Below are 17218 nucleotides of genomic sequence, written 5' to 3'. Positions count from 1 at the left end.
ATCCGACGAGGAAGAAGCCATGAAGCCAGCGCACAAACCCCGTAGCGAGATGATTGCCGAAACGCGCGCCAAGCTGATCGCGTCCGCGCGCAAGGCATTCGCGACAGTGGGTTATGCAAACGCTTCGATGGACGACTTCACGGCCGAAGCCGGGCTGACACGTGGCGCGCTTTATCACCATTTTGGTGACAAGAAGGGGCTGTTCGAAGCCGTGTTGGCTCAGATCGACCATGAAATGTCCTCGCGCCTGACCGCCATCTCCGCCATGGCCAGGACGCGCTGGCAGGGCTTTGTCGATGAGAACATCGCTTACGTCGAAATGGCGCTGGAGCCCGAAATCCAGCGCATCGTGCTGCGCGACGGTCCGGCGGTTCTCGGCGACCCGGCGCAGTGGCCCAACGCCAACGCCTGCATCCTGTCGATCACGGGCAACCTTGTCGCGCTGAAGCAAGAAGGTGTCCTGCGCGACATCGATCCCGAGGCGATGGCGCGCCTGATAAGCGGTGCTTCGCTCTACGCCGCGCAGTGGATCGCCACTTCCGACGACCCCGATGCGACGTCGAAGAAGGCAGTTCCGGCATTCCGTGCGCTCATGGAAGGGCTGCTGGTAGACGGCAGGACGACGGTCTGAATGCGAGCCTTGTCCTGGCAGGCCTTGGCTGGAGCATCATGAATCCCGCCCATTTTCCCCAGGGCTTTGACAGGTATTGCGTGGTCTGGCCGGCCATAGCTGATAAGGTGGGGTGATGACCACGCGGCTCTACACCCATCCGATCTATCTCGAACACCTGACGCCCGCCGGCCACCCTGAGCGGCCAGACAGGCTGCGCGCCATCCAGCGCGTGCTCGACGACGAGCCGTTCGAAAGGCTCGACCGCGTCGAGGCGCCTGAGGGCGATGAGCAGACGATTCTCTATGCCCATCCCGAACCATTCGTCGAAGGTATTCGCCGCAAGGTGCCGGAGGAGGGCATGGCGCGGATCGACGGCGACACTGTGCTGAGCCCCAAGAGCTGGCAGGCTGCGCTGACGGCGATCGGTGCCGCCAATGCTGCCGTCGACGATGTCTTTGCCGGCAAGGCCGACAATGTCTTTGTCGCCTCGCGCCCGCCGGGGCATCACGCCGAAAAGACCACGGCGATGGGCTTTTGCCTGTTCAACAACGCAGCCATCGCCGCCCGCTATGCTCAGAAGCGGCATGGCGCCGAACGTGTCGCCATCGTCGACTGGGACGTGCACCACGGCAACGGCACGCAGGACATTTTCTGGGACGATGCGAGCGTGCTCTATTGCTCGACCCACCAGATGCCGCTGTTTCCCGGTACCGGCGCCAAAGGCGAGGAAGGCGTCGGCAACATCGTCAACGCGCCGCTGTCGCCCGACACCGGCAGCGACCATTTCCGCGAGGCGTTCCGCTCACGCGTGCTGCCGGCGCTAGACAGTTTTGCGCCCGACCTGATCATCATCTCGGCCGGTTTCGACGCGCATCATCGCGACCCGCTGGCCGAGATCAACCTCACCGAAGCCGATTTCGACTGGGCGACGGGGCAATTGATGGACCGTGCCGCAAGGCATTCGTCAAACCGCCTCGTCAGCCTGCTCGAGGGCGGCTATGACCTGCAAGGGCTGGCCTTCTCCGTTGCCGCCCACGTGACCCGCCTGATGAAAGGATGAACCATGGCCGTTGAGCCCAATGACGAAATCAAGGCGATGAGCTTCGAGCAGGCGTTGGCTGCTCTTGAAAAGATCGTCGATGACCTCGAGCGTGGCGACGTGCCGCTCGACCAGTCGATCAAGATCTACGAGCGTGGCGAAGCGCTGAAGGCGCATTGCGACCGGCTGCTGAAGTCGGCCGAGGACAAGGTCGAAAAGATCCGCCTGTCGCGTGACGGCAAGCCTGTCGGCACCGAGCCGCTCGACGCGGAGTGAGCGAATACAGTCCGAGCTGCCGCGGCAGCGGCAGCCGGATGGCTTGACCTCGCGGCACGTTGCGCCCAGTTTTGGCATACCCATACGGTTCATGAAGCCCGGGAGCAGGCGATGTGCCGCAACATCAAGACATTGTTCAATTTCGATCCGCCGGCGACGCATGACGAAATCCGTGATGCCGCACTGCAGTTCGTCCGCAAGCTGAGCGGGACGACAAAACCGTCGAAGAAAAACGAAGAGGCGTTTCACCGCGCAGTGGACACCATTGCCGAAGCGGCGCACGAATTGCTGCATTCGATGGAAACACACCAGCACCCTCGCAACCGCGAGGAAGAGGCCGCCAAGGCCAAGGCGCGCTCGGCGCTGAGATTTGCCTGAGCGGGCGGAACGGGCGGCGGACAGGTTTCAATCAGCTGAGGATACAGTCATGAGTTTTTTCCCGGCCGAAGACCCGACACCGGGCGACGCTTTTTCCTGCGATCAGATCGAGCTGATGGTGGTGCCCAACGCCAAGGACATTGACGGCTTCCAGGTGCGCCGCGCGCTGCCGACGGCAAGGCGCAGGCTGGTCGGGCCCTTCATCTTCTTCGATCGTATGGGGCCGGCGATCCTGCGGGCCGGGCATGCGCTCGACGTGCGCCCGCATCCGCATATCGGCCTCGCCACCGTCACCTATCTTTTCGATGGCAAGATCAGGCATCGCGATTCGCTCGGCACCGAGATGGTGATCGCGCCCGGTGACGTGAACCTGATGACCGCCGGCCGCGGCATCGTCCATTCCGAGCGCACGCCGGAAGAACTGCGCGGCGCGCCGATGTCGATATCGGGCCTGCAGACCTGGCTGGCCTTGCCCGACGCCAAGGAGGAGACCGCGCCGATGTTCGAGAACACCGCTGCCGCGGTGCTGCCGACCTTCGATGCCGACGGCGCTTCCGGCCGTCTCATCATCGGCGAGTTCAAGGGCCTGAAGTCACCGGTGCGCCAGGCATCGGACACGCTTTATGCCGATATCAAGCTGGCGCCGGGCGCGAAGATCAAGATCCCCGCCGACGCCGACGAGCGCGCCATCTATACGCTCGGCGGCGAACTCGACATTCTCGGCGACCGGTTTCCCATCGAGCGCCTGCTGGTGTTCCGTCCGGGCGACGAGATCGTTGTCTCGTCGGAGACTGGCGCTCATTTCATGCTGTTCGGCGGCGCTTCGCTCGGCACCAGGCGTTACATCTGGTGGAACTTCGTCTCGTCGTCGCGGGAGCGCATCGAGCAGGCCAAGAACGAATGGAAGACCGGCCGCTTTGATATCGTTCCAGGAGATGAGGAGGAGTTCATCCCGCTGCCCGAGGGCTAACGCCAGCCCCAGGGCGCGGCACCTCCACGCATTTACTTTCGCAGCCCATGGCCGTATCTGCCGAAGTTCAACTGGTGCGGATTGATGAACGCGAAGCCCGAAACGCCCCTGCTCGACAAGGTCCGCCTGCCGGCCGACCTGCGCGCTCTGAACGAAGCCCAACTGCCGCAGCTTGCCAGCGAACTGCGCGCCGAGCTGATCGACGTCGTGTCGCAGACCGGTGGCCATCTCGGCGCGGGCCTTGGTGTGGTCGAGCTGACGGTGGCGCTGCACTATGTTTTCGACACGCCCGGCGACCGCATCATCTGGGATGTCGGGCACCAGGCCTATCCTCACAAGATCCTGACCGGCCGGCGCGACCGCATGCGCACACTGCGCCAGGAGGGCGGGCTTTCCGGCTTCACCAAGCGGGGCGAGAGCGAATACGATCCCTTCGGCACCGCGCATTCCTCGACCTCGATTTCGGCCGGCCTCGGCATGGCCGTGGCGCGCGATCTCCAGGGTGGCAGGAACAACGTCATCTCGGTTATCGGCGACGGCGCCATGTCCGCCGGCATGGCCTATGAGGCGATGAACAATGCCGGCTCGCTCGACGCGCGCCTGATCGTCATCCTCAACGACAATGACATGTCGATTGCCCCACCGGCGGGTGCGATGAGCGCCTATCTGGCGCGCCTTGCGTCCGGCCGCACCTATGCCGGCGTGCGCGAGCTTGGCAAGAAGCTGACCTCCTATCTCGGCCGCCGCGTCGACCGGGCGATCACCCGCGCCGTCGAGCATGCGCGCGGCTTCGTCACCGGCGGCACGTTGTTCGAGGAGATGGGTTTCTTCCACATCGGCCCCATCGACGGCCACAATCTGGAGCACCTGATTCCGGTGCTGAAGAACGTCCGCGACAATGGCACCGGGCCGGTGCTGATCCATGTCGTGACCCAGAAGGGCAAGGGCTACGCACCCGCGGAAGCCGCCGCCGACAAATATCACGGCGTCAACAAGTTCGACGTCATCACCGGTGCGCAGGCCAAGGCGCCGGCCAACGCGCCCGCCTACACCAAGGTCTTTGCAGAGAGCCTGATCCAGGAGGCGCGCGAGGACGAGAAGGTCATTGCGGTCACCGCTGCTATGCCCTCGGGCACCGGGCTCGACCTGTTTGGCGAGGCGTTTCCGTCGCGCACCTTCGACGTGGCCATCGCCGAGCAGCATGCGGTCACCTTCGCCGCGGGGCTTGCGACCGAGGGCTTCAAACCGTTCGTCGCGATCTATTCGACCTTCCTGCAGCGGGCCTACGACCAGGTGGTCCACGATGTGGCGATCCAGAAGCTGCCGGTGCGCTTCCCCATCGACCGAGCCGGTTTCGTCGGTGCTGACGGGCCGACCCATTGTGGCGCCTTCGACACGGCCTATCTCGCCTCGCTGCCGGATTTTGTCGTCATGGCGGCCGCCGACGAGGCTGAACTGCGCCACATGGTGCGCACCGCGGCCGAGTTCGATGAAGGCCCGATCTCGTTCCGTTACCCGCGAGGCAACGGCGTCGGCGTCGACATGCCCGCGCGGGGAGAGGTACTGGAGATCGGCAAGGGCCGTATCGTCAAGGAAGGCACCAAGGTGGCGCTGCTGTCCTTCGGTACCCGTCTCAAGGATTGCCTGCTCGCCGCCGAAGAACTCGGCGCTGCCGGCCTGTCGACGACAGTTGCCGACGCGCGCTTCGCCAAGCCTCTGGACGAGGAGCTGATCCGTCGCCTGGCGCGCTCGCACGAGGTGCTGGTCATGGTCGAGGAAGGCTCGGTTGGCGGCTTCACCAGCCAGGTGCTGGACTTCCTTGCGCGCAATGGCTTGCTCGACAGTGGCCTCAAGGTGCGTCCGATGACGCTGCCCGACCGCTTTGTCGATCATGCCAATCCCGACAAGATGTATGCCGATGCCGGACTGGACTCGGCGGGCATCGTGCGTGCCGTGTTCGCAGCTCTTGGCAAGTCGGCACAGGCGGCGCGCGCCTGACCGGCGCTTGCGTTGCGGTCGCGCATTCGTCATTGAAAGCCATGGACAACTCTAGGCAAGCAATCGCCAGCCTGAGGCTCGACGAGCTGCTCGTCAGCCGCGGGCTGTTTGCCAGCCGCTCGCGCGCTCGCGATGCGGTGGCGCGCGGGGCCGTGACCGTCGATGGCCAACCGGCGAAAAAGCCGGGGCAGACCGTTTCGGCTGATGTAGAGATTGAGGTCCACGATCCCGCACAGGCCTATGTGTCGCGCGCAGCACTCAAGTTGATCGCGGGGCTCGACCGTTTTGGCTTTGATCCGACTGGTGCCCAGGCGCTCGACATTGGTGCCTCCACCGGCGGTTTCACGCAGGTGCTGCTCGAACGCGGCGCCGCTCATGTCGTGGCGATCGATGTTGGCCATGGCCAGATGGGCGCCGGTCTGAAGTCCGATCCACGCGTGACCTGCCTCGAGGGTCTCAATGCGCGCAGCCTGACATCTGATGATCTTGGCCGCCGGACGCCCGATTTCCTGGTTTCGGACGTCAGTTTCATCTCGTTGCGCCTGGCGCTGCCCAATGCGCTCGAGCTGGCCGCGCCAGGCGCAAAAGGCGTGTTCCTGGTCAAGCCGCAGTTCGAGGCTGGGCGCGAGGCGATCGGCAAGGGCGGCCTGCTCAAGAACCCGGCCGACGGACCGCGTGTCGCCGAGGAGCTTCGTGCCTGGCTCGACACCGTGCCCGGCTGGCGTGCAATCGGCATCTGCGCTTCGCCGGTCGAAGGCGGTGACGGCAATCATGAATTTCTGCTCGGTGGAGTGAAGGATCGATGACGACCAGGTTCGAGATTGCGCGTCTTGGCGCGCATGGCGACGGCGTCGTCGATGCCAATGGTGGCCACATCTTCATTCCCTTCACGCTGCCCGGCGAGACGGTGACGGCCTCTCGTGACAAGGATCGCGCGCAACTGCTCGCCGTGCTCGAGGCGTCGCCGGAGCGCATCGAGCCCGCCTGCCGCCACTTCACCGAATGCGGCGGCTGCGCCATCCAGCATCTCGAAGACGGTGCCTATCGCGAATGGAAGCGCGGGCTGGTTGCCCATGCGCTGAAGGCGAGGGGCATCGAGACGCCGGTTGGCGACCTTGTCGCCTGTCCGCCGCGCAGCCGCAGGCGCGCCGCGTTCACCGCCCGCAACACCGAGACCGGGATGCATCTCGGCTACAACAAGGCGTTTTCCCACACGCTTGTCGACATCGAGGAATGTCCGGTGCTCCTGCCTGGCATCGTCGAGGCGGCCGGCACCCTTCGCCATCTCGCCGGGATCATCGCCAACACGTCGAAGCCTTTCAGATTCCTGGTCACCTCGACCGAGTCAGGCTTCGATGTTGCCGCCAGCGATTGCGGCAAGCCGACCGAGGCGATCCGCCGTGCGGCAACCGATTTCGTCATCAAGTCGAAGATTGCCAGGCTCTCCATCGACGGCGAGATCATCGTCGAGCCGGTCAAGCCGGTGCTGACATTCGGCACGGCAGTGGTGACGCCGCCAACCGGTGGTTTCGTCCAGGCCGTGGCCGATGCCGAGCAGACGATGGCTTCGCTCGTTACCGGGCATCTGCGCAAGGCCAAGAAGGTCGCCGATCTCTATTCCGGCAGCGGCACCTTTTCGCTCAGGCTTGCCGCCAATTCGGAGGTCCATGCAGTGGAGGGCGATGCGGCTTCGCTTGCGGCACTCGATCGCGGCTTCCGCTTCGCCGGCGGACTCAAGCGGGTGACCGTGGAGCGCCGCGACCTCGACCGTCGGCCGATGACCTTCAAGGAACTCAATGCCTTCGACGGTATCGCCTTCGATCCGCCGAGGGCAGGGGCGGAAGACCAGTGCAAGCAGATCGCCCGGTCCGACGTGCCTTATGTCGCGGCTGTGTCGTGCAATCCGGCGACGCTCGCGCGGGATCTCAGTATTCTGATCGACGGCGGTTACACGCTGAAGAGCGTCACGCCCATCGACCAGTTCCTCTGGTCGCATCATGTCGAAGCGGTGGCATTGCTGGAGAAGCTGAAGCGCCGACGCTGATCTGAGAAAACCTCTCAGCGGACGAGATAGAGCCCGTCTTCACGGACCTCATAATGCGTCGAAAGCGCGTCGCGTCCCTCGAACGGTGTCGAAAGCAGATGGACCGGCTGCGGCCACGGAACAATGTGTCCTCGCGCGTCGAGTTCGGCTGCGCGACGCACCAGCATGTCGAGGGTCGCACGCTGGTCGTTGTCATGGCCGACGCAGGAGAGATTGAGGCGGGAAATGGGATACAACCCGACTTCGGAGCGCTCGCAGACCGTCCTGACGATTGCCTGAACATGATGGGACCAGTCTTCGTTCTGCTCCATGGTCTCCAGTTGCTTGTAGGCATAGGCCCCGATGTGGGCAATGGTCAGCGCCGCGGTGGCGCGGTCGCAATCCGGCTGCCTGACGATCCAGTCGATGATGTCGAGCGTTGCGCCGTGGTCGAAGCTCAGTCCACCGGCAAGCAGGTGCCAGAGATCCGGGTCGCCGTTGCCCGGCAGCCATTCGCCGATCTGGTCGACCGGCTTGAACAGTTGCGCGGCGTGGCCTTCCGGGGGCTGTGCCTGCGTCGTCAACTGAGCGCTGTCCGTTAGCGGCACGACCGCATGGCTTGTCCGCGCATCCGGCTCGTCGCTTACAGGTTGATCCAGCGTGACGCTGGAATCCTCGCCGACCATCCTCCTGATATATTCGAGGATCATCCGCTCGCTCTCGGAAACGGTGCGGCAGGCTGCCCGGAACGAGCGATCGTCGAGTGTTATGGCCGCCTGGGCAAGTTCGGCAAGACGGGCCTCCTCGCGCGTCAGCCTGTCCGGCGAGAACGGCCGGTCGCCGCGCGCCTGCTGGATTGCCCAAGGAATGATCGAATTGGCCTGCCCGCCGCCGATCGAGAGTTGTGGCATGCTGATCGCGGCGCGGCGTTCGGCAAACGAACGCCGCGCCTGTTCCTTCGCCCGCCGCGAATAGATGCGATAGGCAATCAAGATGGCGGCCGCCAGGCTGGCGGCATACCATGCTCCGATCGGCACACTATCAAGCATCGCAAATGCTCCGGCGGCTGCGGCCCCAGATGTATCAGGATATTCTTGAATACTGGTTTAGAGATTCGGTCCAGAGGGCTTGGGGCGCCGCGCGTGCGAACCGACGCTCCAAGTGCTTGAATCTGCGCCGTGGCGGACGATCCGCCGCCGAAACGATCAGACCCGCGTGCCGCCGACGGTCATCTGGTTCATCCGCAGGTGTGGCTGGCCGACGCCGACCGGCACGCCCTGTCCGGCCTTGCCGCACATGCCGATGCCGGTATCGAGCTTCATGTCGTTACCGACCATGGTGACCCGATGCATGGCGTCGGGACCGTTGCCAATCAGCATCGCGCCCTTGATCGGCTGGGTCACCTTGCCGTCCTCGATCATGTAGGCCTCGGTGCAACCGAACACGAACTTGCCCGAGGTGATGTCGACCTGGCCGCCGCCGAAGGACACGGCATAGATGCCGTTCTTGACCGAAGCGATGATCTCTTCCGGCGTCATGTCGCCCGAGGTCATGTAGGTGTTGGTCATGCGCGGCATCGGCTGGTGCGCGTAGGATTCGCGGCGGCCGTTGCCGGTGGCGTTCATGCCCATCAGGCGGGCATTCTGCCGGTCCTGCATGTAGCCGACCAGCTTGCCGTCCTCGATCAGCACGTTGCGGGCGCTGGGCGTGCCCTCGTCGTCGACCGTCAACGAGCCGCGGCGCTCGGCGATCGTGCCGTCATCAACGACGGTGACGCCCTTGGCTGCGACCTGCTGGCCCAGAAGTCCGGCGAAGGCGGAGGTCTTCTTGCGGTTGAAGTCGCCTTCGAGGCCGTGACCGACGGCCTCATGCAGCATGACGCCCGGCCAGCCGGAGGACAGAACGATATCGAAGGTACCGGCCGGCGCAGGGATGGCTTCGAGATTGACCAGTGCTTGGCGCAGCGCTTCGCTGGCGGCCGTCTGCCAGCTGTCTTCGGTCAGGAACTCGTCGAAATTCTTGCGTCCGCCCGCACCATAGGAGCCGCTCTCCTGGCGGTCGCCGTCGCCGACGATCACCGACACGTTCATGCGAACCAGCGGGCGAATGTCGCGCACCACCTGGCCGTCGCCCCGCAGGATCTCGACATGCTGCCAGGACGAGGCGAGCGAGGCGGTGACCTGCCGGACGCGTGGATCCTTTTCGCGCAGCCAGGCGTCGATCTCCTGCAACAGCTTGGCCTTGGCCTCGAAGCCGGGCGAGTTGATGGGGTTCTCTTCGCCGTAGAGATGACGGTTGGTGCGGGCCGGAGCAGCGGCGAGCGTGCCGCTATAGCCGCCCTTGACGGCCGAGACCGCATCCGAAGCGCGCAGCAGTGCCGCTTCCGACAGGTCGCTCGAATGGGCGTAGCCGGTGGCCTCGCCGGCAACCGCGCGCAAACCAAAACCCTGGTCGGTGTTGAAGTTGGCGGTCTTCAGACGTCCGTTGTCGAACATCAGCGCCTCGCCCTCGCGATATTCGACGAAGAGTTCGCCGTCATCGGCGCCCTCGATCGTCTCGGCGACGATCTTGCGCACGCGGTCTTCTGAAATGTCGAACTGGCTGAGCAGGGTGGTCATGGCGCGTCGCCTCCGAAACGGGGAACTGATTAGTCCCGATGTAGGCGACGCGGAGGCTCCGGACAATGTCTCCGGCGCCAGGTGTTTACGGCAGTGCCGCGAAACCTTCGGCGAAGCCGGTCAGGTCGACGGGGATGCCGATGCCTTCCTCGGGGGTCTGGAAGACGATGAAGGTGGCGGACTTGCCGGTCTTCAGCGTGTCGAGCAGCTGCTTTTCGAGGATCACCTCGGCATAGCAGCCGTCCTGGAAGCAGCGGACGAAATAGGCGCGGCCGATATCTTTCTGGTCGACATTGAGGCCCAGGCCGTTGGGAAGCAGCACGCCGAGCGGCGCGAGCACGCGCAGGATTTCGGCCTTGTTGTCGGCGGTGCGCAGCACGACCACCGAAAGGCCCATTTCCGGGCGGTCTTCGGCGATGACGTTCTGCATCATCACGCATTGTTCGTTGGTGGCGCCCGCCGGCCTGTCGCAGATGATCGACCATGCGCCATGGGTGGACTTGACCGTGCCGCTCTGCTGCTGCTGGGCGCCGGCGCTGACAGGTGCCAGGAAGGCGACAGCGACCAACACCTTCGCCAAGGTTCCAAACAGCCCAGACTTCATGACGGCTCCATTGCGAATCACGACAATTCAGGTCGTGCGGTCTGCAAGTAAATAACAAGACGGCCGCTTCGCCATCCTGCTAACTCGGTTTTTCCATTCATTCGGGGTCAATTTGGCCCGAATTGCGACGCCTTTTTTGGGCATAGCTTAAAACATGCGGGCAAATTGCCTCGTCCGCACGCGCGTGACAACCAACTAGCGCCAAACGGGTCGCGGCGCCAGCCCGCGAGCTTGCGCGCAAAAATGCCGCATGAGTTACGCCTCTGCTTCCTTGCGGTTATAAAGAGAGTATGGTTTGAACCACCGAACGTCTCCGGGATTCCCATTCCGGAGCGGCACGATGTCCTTGCGGCTACGCCCGCACGGAAATGGGAGATACTGAGGGCGATGAGAAAGATCTTTGCTAGCGCCGTCGCGGCGACTGCTTCCCTTGCCAGCGTCGCGGCCTATGCGGCTCAGCCGACGCCTTGGCAAACCACTTTCCAGCCGGCCGCGACCGGCATCATGGAACAGATCACCTGGTTCGAGCACTACACTTTGTGGTTCATCGTTCCGATCACGCTGTTCGTTCTGTTCCTGCTGGCCTATTGCATCTTCAGGTTCCGGGCGAGCGCCAATCCGACGCCGTCGCGCACCAGCCACAACACGCTGATCGAGGTCGTCTGGACCGTCGGTCCGGTTGTGATTCTGCTGTTCCTGGCCATTCCGTCCTTCCAGCTTCTGACGGCGCAGTATTCGCCCGTCGAGGAGCCGAAGCTGACGATCAAGGCTACGGCCAACCAGTGGAACTGGGACTACGAATACCAGGTCGAGCAGCCGCTTTCGTTCAACGCGGCCATGCTGACCGACGCCGATCGCGCCGCTGCCGGCAAGGAAGACAAGGCTGTCTATCCGCGTCTTCTCGCCGTCGACAACGAAGTGGTCGTTCCGATTGGTCAGGTCGTTCGCGTTCTGGTCACAGCTTCGGACGTGATCCACGCTTTCGCCATGCCGGCCTTCGGCATCAAGGTCGACGCTGTTCCGGGTCGCATCAACGAGACCTGGTTCAAGGCTGACAAGGAAGGCCTCTATTACGGCCAGTGCTCCGAGCTTTGCGGCAAGGATCACGCCTACATGCCGATCGCAATCCGCGTCGTCAGCGACGCTCAGTACAATACGTGGCTGGCCGCCGCGAAGTCCGACCTGCCGGGCGCCAACAAGGCGCTGATGGCCGAGACGGACGGCGTGGCCAAGGTCGCGGCCGCCGGCAACTAAGCCGCGGCGGAATAAGATCAGGGAACGGAGCGGAATATGGCAGGCGCTGCAGCTCACGACCACCACGACCACAGGCCGACTGGCTGGGTCCGGTGGGTGTACTCCACCAACCACAAAGATATCGGAACGCTCTATCTGATCTTCGCGATCATGGCGGGCTGCGTCGGCGGATTCCTGTCCGTCATGATGCGCTGGGAGCTCGCTGAGCCGGGCATCCAGATTTTCCACGGGCTGGCCTCGATGGTCTACGGCGTAGAAGGCGATGCGGCCATCGACGCCGGCAAGAGCATGTTCAATGCCTTCACCACGGCCCACGGCCTGGTCATGATCTTCTTCATGGTCATGCCTGCGCTGATCGGTGGTTTCGCCAACTGGATGGTTCCGATCATGATCGGCGCGCCTGACATGGCGTTCCCGCGCATGAACAACATCTCCTTCTGGCTGCTTCCGCCGGCTTTCATCCTGCTGATCCTCTCGGCGTTCATGCCGAGCGCTCCGGGCGCCCACGGCGTCGGCGGTGGCTGGACGATCTATCCGCCGCTCTCGACCTCGGGGCAGCCTGGTCCGGCCATGGATCTGGCGATCCTGTCGCTGCACATCGCCGGCGCGTCGTCGATCCTCGGTGCGATCAACTTCATCACCACGATCTTCAACATGCGCGCTCCGGGCATGACGCTGCACAAGATGCCGCTGTTTGCCTGGTCGGTGCTGATCACCGCCTTCCTGCTGCTGCTGTCGCTGCCGGTTCTGGCCGGCGGCATCACGATGCTGCTCACCGACCGTAACTTCGGCACGGCGTTCTTCGCACCGGAAGGCGGCGGTGATCCGATCCTGTTCCAGCACCTGTTCTGGTTCTTCGGTCACCCTGAAGTGTACATCCTGATCCTGCCGGGCTTCGGCATCGTCAGCCACATCGTGTCGACCTTCTCGCGCAAGCCGATCTTCGGTTATCTCGGCATGGCCTACGCCATGGTCGCCATCGGTGCAGTCGGCTTCGTCGTGTGGGCCCACCACATGTACACCACCGGCATTTCGCTCGACACGCAGCGCTACTTCGTCTTCGCCACGATGGTCATCGCGGTGCCGACGGGCGTGAAGATCTTCTCGTGGATCGCCACCATGTGGGGCGGCTCCATCTCGATGAAGACGCCGATGCTGTGGGCGATCGGCTTCATCTTCCTGTTCACGGTTGGTGGCGTCACCGGCGTGCAGCTGGCCAATGCCGGCCTCGACCGCTCGCTGCATGACACCTACTACGTGGTTGCGCACTTCCACTACGTGCTGTCGCTGGGTGCCGTGTTCGCGATCTTCGCGGCCTGGTACTACTGGTTCCCGAAGATGACCGGCTATATGTACTCGTCGGTTATCGCCAACACGCACTTCTGGGTGACGTTCGTCGGCGTGAACCTGATTTTCTTCCCGCAGCACTTCCTTGGCCTCGCCGGCATGCCGCGCCGCTACATCGACTATCCGGATGCGTATGCAGGCTGGAACATGGTGTCGTCCTACGGCTCCTACATCTCGGCCGTCGGCGTGCTGATCTTCCTGTTCGGCGTCTTCGAAGCCTTCTCCAAGAAGCGCGTCGCTGGTGCCAACCCCTGGGGCGAGGGTGCGACCACTCTCGAATGGCAGCTGCCTTCGCCGCCGCCTTTCCACCAGTGGGAACAGCTGCCGAAGATCAAGTAAGGCACTGACTGAAAAACGAAGCCGCCGGTCAATCCGGCGGTTTCTGCCAAACGGAACGACTGGACGTAAGTACGCATGGCCCTTGTCCGAAACAGCTTTGAAGACCAGACCTTCCGCATGTCGGAAGCGACGGCAGGCGATTTCTTCGCCCTGCTGAAGCCGCGAGTCATGTCGCTGGTCGTCTTCACCGCGTTCGTCGGCATGGTGGCGGCGCCCAACACGATCAACCCGTTCCTCGCGGTGGTGGCGATCCTGGCGATCGCCATCGGCGCCGGCGCCTCGGGCGCGCTCAACATGTGGTATGACGCCGACATCGACAAGATCATGACCCGCACGGCCACCCGTCCGGTGCCGGCGGGCAGGGTCAAGCCGGGCGAAGCGCTGACCTTCGGTCTGGTCCTGTCGGTGCTTTCGGTGATGACGCTTGGCGTCCTCATCAACTGGCTGTCGGCCGCACTGCTTGCCTTCACCATCTTCTTCTACGCCGTCATCTACACGATGTGGCTGAAGCGCTGGACCCCGCAGAACATCGTCATCGGCGGCGCGGCGGGCGCGCTGCCGCCGATGATCGGCTGGGCTGCCGTCACCGGTTCGGTCAGCCTGGAGAGCTTCGTGCTCTTCCTCATCACTTTCCTCTGGACGCCGCCGCATTTCTGGGCGCTCGCTTTGTTCAAGTCGCAGGATTATGAACGCGCCGGCATCCCGATGATGCCGAACGTCGCGGGCGAGGCCTCGACGCGTCGTCAGATCTTCGCCTATTCGCTGCTGCTCGCCCCTGTTGGCGTGCTGCCCTGGATGCTCGGCTACACCACCATCGGCTACGGTATCGTTTCGCTCACCCTCGGCATCGGCTTCGTCTGGTATGCCTGGAAGGTGCTGCGCATGCCCGACAGTGATCGCGTGATGAAGCCGGCCAAGGCCCTGTTCGCCTATTCGCTGCTTTATCTGTTCGTGATCTTTGCAGCCTACCTGGCCGACAGTGTCATCGAGCGCGTCTTTGCGCTTGGAGGTGCATGAACATGACAAACAACGACCTGGTCACCATGACCGACAAGCAGAAGAAGGCGCGTCGCAGCCGTAACATCGCCATTGGCCTGGCGCTGGGCGCGCTCGTGATCATCTTCTACATCGCCACCATCGCCAAGTTCGGCCCATCCATCCTGGACCGTCCACTATGAGCGAAGGCATGACCCAGGAACAGCAGGACAAGCAGAAGCAGCGCTCCAACCGGATGGTTGCGGGCATGTGCGTTGCTTTTGTCGGCGGCATGGTCGGCATGGCTTATGCGGCGGTGCCGCTCTATGCCATGTTCTGCAAGATCACCGGATACGGTGGCACGACGCAGCGCGTCGAGCAGTATTCCGACAAGATTCTCGACCGCGAGATCACCATCCGCTTCGACGCCAACACCTCGGGCGGGCTGCCGTGGGATTTCAAGCCGGTGGCGCGCGAGGTCAAGATCAAGATCGGCGAAACCACGCAGGCGCACTACACTGCGAAGAATGTGTTCGACAAGCCGACTTCGGGCCGGGCGACGTTCAACGTCACCCCCGATCTGGCCGGCGCCTATTTCAACAAGGTCGAGTGCTTCTGCTTTACCGACAATACCCTCGAGGCGGGCGCCTCGATCGACATGCCGGTGGTCTTCTTTGTCGACCCGGAGATCATCAACGTGCCCGAACTCAAGGACATCAAGACGATCACCTTGTCCTATACCTTTTTCCCCATTGATGGGGCAAAGCCTGTAGCAGCCGCGCCCAAGTTCGGCGCCGATGCGACAATCGTTAATTCCGACGGAAAAGCCGGGGGCTGATATGGCAGACGCGCACGCCAAACCACAACACGACTATCACATCATCGATCCCAGCCCGTGGCCGTTCCTTGCCTCGGTGGGCGCGCTCCTCATGGCATTCGGCGGCGTCGCCTGGATGCAGCACATGAAGGGTTCGGTCTTCCCGGTGTTCGGCTACAACATCGCCAACGCCAACTACTGGATCTTCGCGATCGGCACCGCAATCGTGCTCTACACGATGTTTGGCTGGTGGCACGACACGATCAAGGAAGGCAACGAGGGCCATCACACCCGCGTCGTCTCGCTGCACCTGCGCTACGGCATGATCATGTTCATCGCCTCCGAGGTGATGTTCTTCGTTGCCTGGTTCTGGGCCTTCTTCGATGTCGCCCTGTTCCCGGCCGAGCCGCACCAGGTGCTGCGTAGCGAGTTTACCGGTGGTGTGTGGCCTCCGAAGAGCATCGAGGTTCTCGATCCCTTCCACCTGCCGCTCTACAACACCATCATCCTGCTGTTGTCGGGCACGGCCGTGACCTGGGCGCACCACGCCCTCCTGCACAACGACCGCAAGGGCCTGATCAACGGCCTCGCGCTGACCGTTGGCCTCGGTATCCTGTTCTCGTTCGTGCAGGCCTACGAGTACATCCACGCTCCGTTCGCGTTCAAGGACTCGATCTACGGTGCGACGTTCTTCATGGCGACCGGGTTCCACGGCTTCCACGTCATCGTCGGCACCATCTTCCTGCTGGTCTGCCTGTTCCGCGCCATGGCCGGCGGCTTCACCCCGAAGCAGCATTTCGGCTTCGAGGCGGCCGCTTGGTACTGGCATTTCGTCGACGTGGTCTGGCTGTTCCTGTTTGCGGCGATCTACATCTGGGGTTCGTCCGGCGGCACCATCGCAGCCGGCCACTGACACCGGCACTTTTTCGAGCAAGGCGGTCGCGGCAACGCGGCCGCCTTCTCTTTTTTGGCACTTTCTTGCGGCAAGCCTCCGCCATGCTGACCAGACGCTTCGTTCTTCCCGCCATCGCCATCTTCTGTTCCGTCGGCGGTGTCCGCGCCGAGCCTGTCGACCTGGTGAAGGTCGACAAATCGGAGCGCAGGCTTGAACTGATGGCGGGCGGCAAGGTCGTGCGAAGCTACGCAATGGCCCTCGGCGCCAACCCGGAAGGCCATAAGCTCCAGGAGGGCGACGAGCGCACGCCCGAAGGCCGTTATGTGCTCGACTGGCGCAATGCGGGCAGCGGCTACTATCGGTCGATCCACGTCTCCTATCCCGACGCCAACGACGAGGCTGCGGCAAAGAGGGCAGGTGTCGATCCCGGCGGAATGATTATGATCCACGGCCAACCGAACGGATATGGCTGGTGGTCGTGGCTGCTGCAGATGTTCGACTGGACGAACGGCTGCATCGCCGTTAGCGACGAGGACATGGCGGAGATCTGGCAGATGGTCGAAAACGGCACTCCTATCGAGATAAATCCATGAGCGGCGACAAGGCGATCTGGCCGCCCGTCGAGCCTGTTGCGGCCGGCTTGAAGGGACGTTGCCCCCGTTGCGGCGAGGGCAAGCTGTTCTCGGGCTTCCTGACGGTCGGCAAGCAATGCGGCGTCTGTCGCCTCGACTACTCTTTCGCCGATGCCGGCGACGGGCCAGCCGTCTTTGTCATCCTTATCATCGGCTTCATCGTCGTCGGGCTGGCGCTGTGGATGGAGGTGACGCTGTCGCCGCCGCTGTGGCTGCATCTGGTGCTGTGGATCCCGCTGACGGTGGTCCTGAGCCTTGGTGCGCTCCGGCTGATCAAGGGCGTGCTCATCACGCTGCAATACCGCAACAAGGCAGCCGAAGGGCGCCTGGACCAGGGCCAATGACCGAAGACAACGCCATGCCGGCGGGGGGGGGGGGGGGGGGGGGGGGGGGGGGGGGGGGGGGGGGGGGGGGGGGGGGGGGGGGGGGGGGGGGGGGGG

At 63.6% G+C, this 17218-nt stretch carries 19 protein-coding genes; 16 read left to right on the top strand and 3 right to left on the bottom strand.

What is annotated here, in order from left to right; genetic code table 11:
* Window positions 1–19: 19 nt before the first annotated feature.
* The 8 genes from NDO48_RS18060 (at window position 20) to NDO48_RS18025 (ending at window position 7318) form a co-directional block, all read left to right on the top strand.
* Entirely contained in the window at window positions 20–631 is a 612-nt protein-coding gene (locus tag NDO48_RS18060) for a TetR/AcrR family transcriptional regulator (RefSeq protein ID WP_040456057.1), read from the top strand.
* A 115-nt stretch (window positions 632–746) separates the two neighbouring features.
* Window positions 747–1673: a histone deacetylase family protein gene (locus NDO48_RS18055; protein WP_026226955.1), complete on the top strand. Its 927-nt coding sequence runs from the start codon at window positions 747–749 to the stop codon at window positions 1671–1673.
* A gap of 3 nt (window positions 1674–1676) precedes the next feature.
* Window positions 1677–1928, top strand: coding sequence for an exodeoxyribonuclease VII small subunit (locus NDO48_RS18050; protein WP_018426797.1), 252 nt, complete (start codon window positions 1677–1679; stop codon window positions 1926–1928).
* Window positions 1929–2039: 111 nt separating this feature from the next.
* A complete protein-coding gene (locus NDO48_RS18045) occupies window positions 2040–2306 on the top strand; it encodes a DUF2277 domain-containing protein (RefSeq protein ID WP_018426798.1) in 267 nt (88 codons plus the stop codon).
* A gap of 49 nt (window positions 2307–2355) precedes the next feature.
* Complete coding sequence (locus NDO48_RS18040) at window positions 2356–3276, top strand: pirin family protein (protein WP_267322008.1); 921 nt, start codon at window positions 2356–2358, stop codon at window positions 3274–3276.
* 84 nt (window positions 3277–3360) lie between these two features.
* Window positions 3361–5274, top strand: coding sequence for a 1-deoxy-D-xylulose-5-phosphate synthase (dxs, locus tag NDO48_RS18035; protein WP_018426800.1), 1914 nt, complete (start codon window positions 3361–3363; stop codon window positions 5272–5274).
* 41 nt (window positions 5275–5315) lie between these two features.
* Window positions 5316–6080: a TlyA family RNA methyltransferase gene (locus NDO48_RS18030; RefSeq protein ID WP_018426801.1), complete on the top strand. Its 765-nt coding sequence runs from the start codon at window positions 5316–5318 to the stop codon at window positions 6078–6080.
* Window positions 6077–7318, top strand: coding sequence for a class I SAM-dependent RNA methyltransferase (locus NDO48_RS18025; RefSeq protein WP_267322007.1), 1242 nt, complete (start codon window positions 6077–6079; stop codon window positions 7316–7318). Before NDO48_RS18030 ends, NDO48_RS18025 begins: the two co-directional genes overlap by 4 nt.
* A gap of 14 nt (window positions 7319–7332) precedes the next feature.
* Here NDO48_RS18025 and NDO48_RS18020 read toward each other — a convergent pair whose 3' ends face one another.
* The 3 genes from NDO48_RS18020 to NDO48_RS18010 all read right to left on the bottom strand — a co-directional run bounded on the left by NDO48_RS18020 (window position 7333) and on the right by NDO48_RS18010 (window position 10519).
* A complete protein-coding gene (locus tag NDO48_RS18020; protein WP_018426803.1) occupies window positions 7333–8346 on the bottom strand; it encodes a DUF4274 domain-containing protein in 1014 nt (337 codons plus the stop codon).
* Between the two features lie 156 nt (window positions 8347–8502).
* A complete protein-coding gene (tldD, locus tag NDO48_RS18015) occupies window positions 8503–9915 on the bottom strand; it encodes a metalloprotease TldD (RefSeq protein WP_018426804.1) in 1413 nt (470 codons plus the stop codon).
* Window positions 9916–10000: 85 nt separating this feature from the next.
* Complete coding sequence (locus tag NDO48_RS18010) at window positions 10001–10519, bottom strand: invasion associated locus B family protein (RefSeq protein ID WP_018426805.1); 519 nt, start codon at window positions 10517–10519, stop codon at window positions 10001–10003.
* A 387-nt stretch (window positions 10520–10906) separates the two neighbouring features.
* Here NDO48_RS18010 and coxB point away from each other — a divergent pair, with 387 nt between their 5' ends.
* From coxB to NDO48_RS17970, 8 genes are all read left to right on the top strand, one after another.
* On the top strand, window positions 10907–11773 hold the full coding sequence (coxB, locus tag NDO48_RS18005; RefSeq protein ID WP_018426806.1) for a cytochrome c oxidase subunit II: 867 nt from the start codon (window positions 10907–10909) through the stop codon (window positions 11771–11773).
* Between the two features lie 36 nt (window positions 11774–11809).
* On the top strand, window positions 11810–13459 hold the full coding sequence (gene ctaD / locus NDO48_RS18000) for a cytochrome c oxidase subunit I (protein ID WP_018426807.1): 1650 nt from the start codon (window positions 11810–11812) through the stop codon (window positions 13457–13459).
* Between the two features lie 75 nt (window positions 13460–13534).
* Window positions 13535–14476, top strand: a complete 942-nt coding sequence (locus NDO48_RS17995) for a heme o synthase (RefSeq protein ID WP_018426808.1) — start codon at window positions 13535–13537, stop codon at window positions 14474–14476.
* Window positions 14473–14637: a hypothetical protein gene (locus NDO48_RS17990; protein WP_018426809.1), complete on the top strand. Its 165-nt coding sequence runs from the start codon at window positions 14473–14475 to the stop codon at window positions 14635–14637. Before NDO48_RS17995 ends, NDO48_RS17990 begins: the two co-directional genes overlap by 4 nt.
* A complete protein-coding gene (locus tag NDO48_RS17985; protein ID WP_018426810.1) occupies window positions 14634–15272 on the top strand; it encodes a cytochrome c oxidase assembly protein in 639 nt (212 codons plus the stop codon). Before NDO48_RS17990 ends, NDO48_RS17985 begins: the two co-directional genes overlap by 4 nt.
* A gap of 1 nt (window position 15273) precedes the next feature.
* On the top strand, window positions 15274–16164 hold the full coding sequence (locus NDO48_RS17980) for a cytochrome c oxidase subunit 3 (protein ID WP_018426811.1): 891 nt from the start codon (window positions 15274–15276) through the stop codon (window positions 16162–16164).
* An 83-nt stretch (window positions 16165–16247) separates the two neighbouring features.
* Window positions 16248–16739, top strand: coding sequence for a L,D-transpeptidase family protein (locus NDO48_RS17975; RefSeq protein WP_018426812.1), 492 nt, complete (start codon window positions 16248–16250; stop codon window positions 16737–16739).
* Window positions 16736–17122 (top strand): DUF983 domain-containing protein, encoded by a 387-nt coding sequence (locus NDO48_RS17970; RefSeq protein WP_018426813.1) that lies wholly within the window; start codon window positions 16736–16738, stop codon window positions 17120–17122. The genes NDO48_RS17975 and NDO48_RS17970 overlap by 4 nt, the downstream gene beginning before the upstream one ends.
* Window positions 17123–17218 lie beyond the last annotated feature (96 nt).

Origin of the sequence: Aminobacter sp. MET-1, assembly GCF_026521175.1 — a bacterium.
GTDB lineage: Bacteria > Pseudomonadota > Alphaproteobacteria > Rhizobiales > Rhizobiaceae > Aminobacter.
The sequence above is the reverse complement of the archived record's forward strand: the minus strand, read 5'-3'. Positions and strand labels throughout refer to the sequence as shown.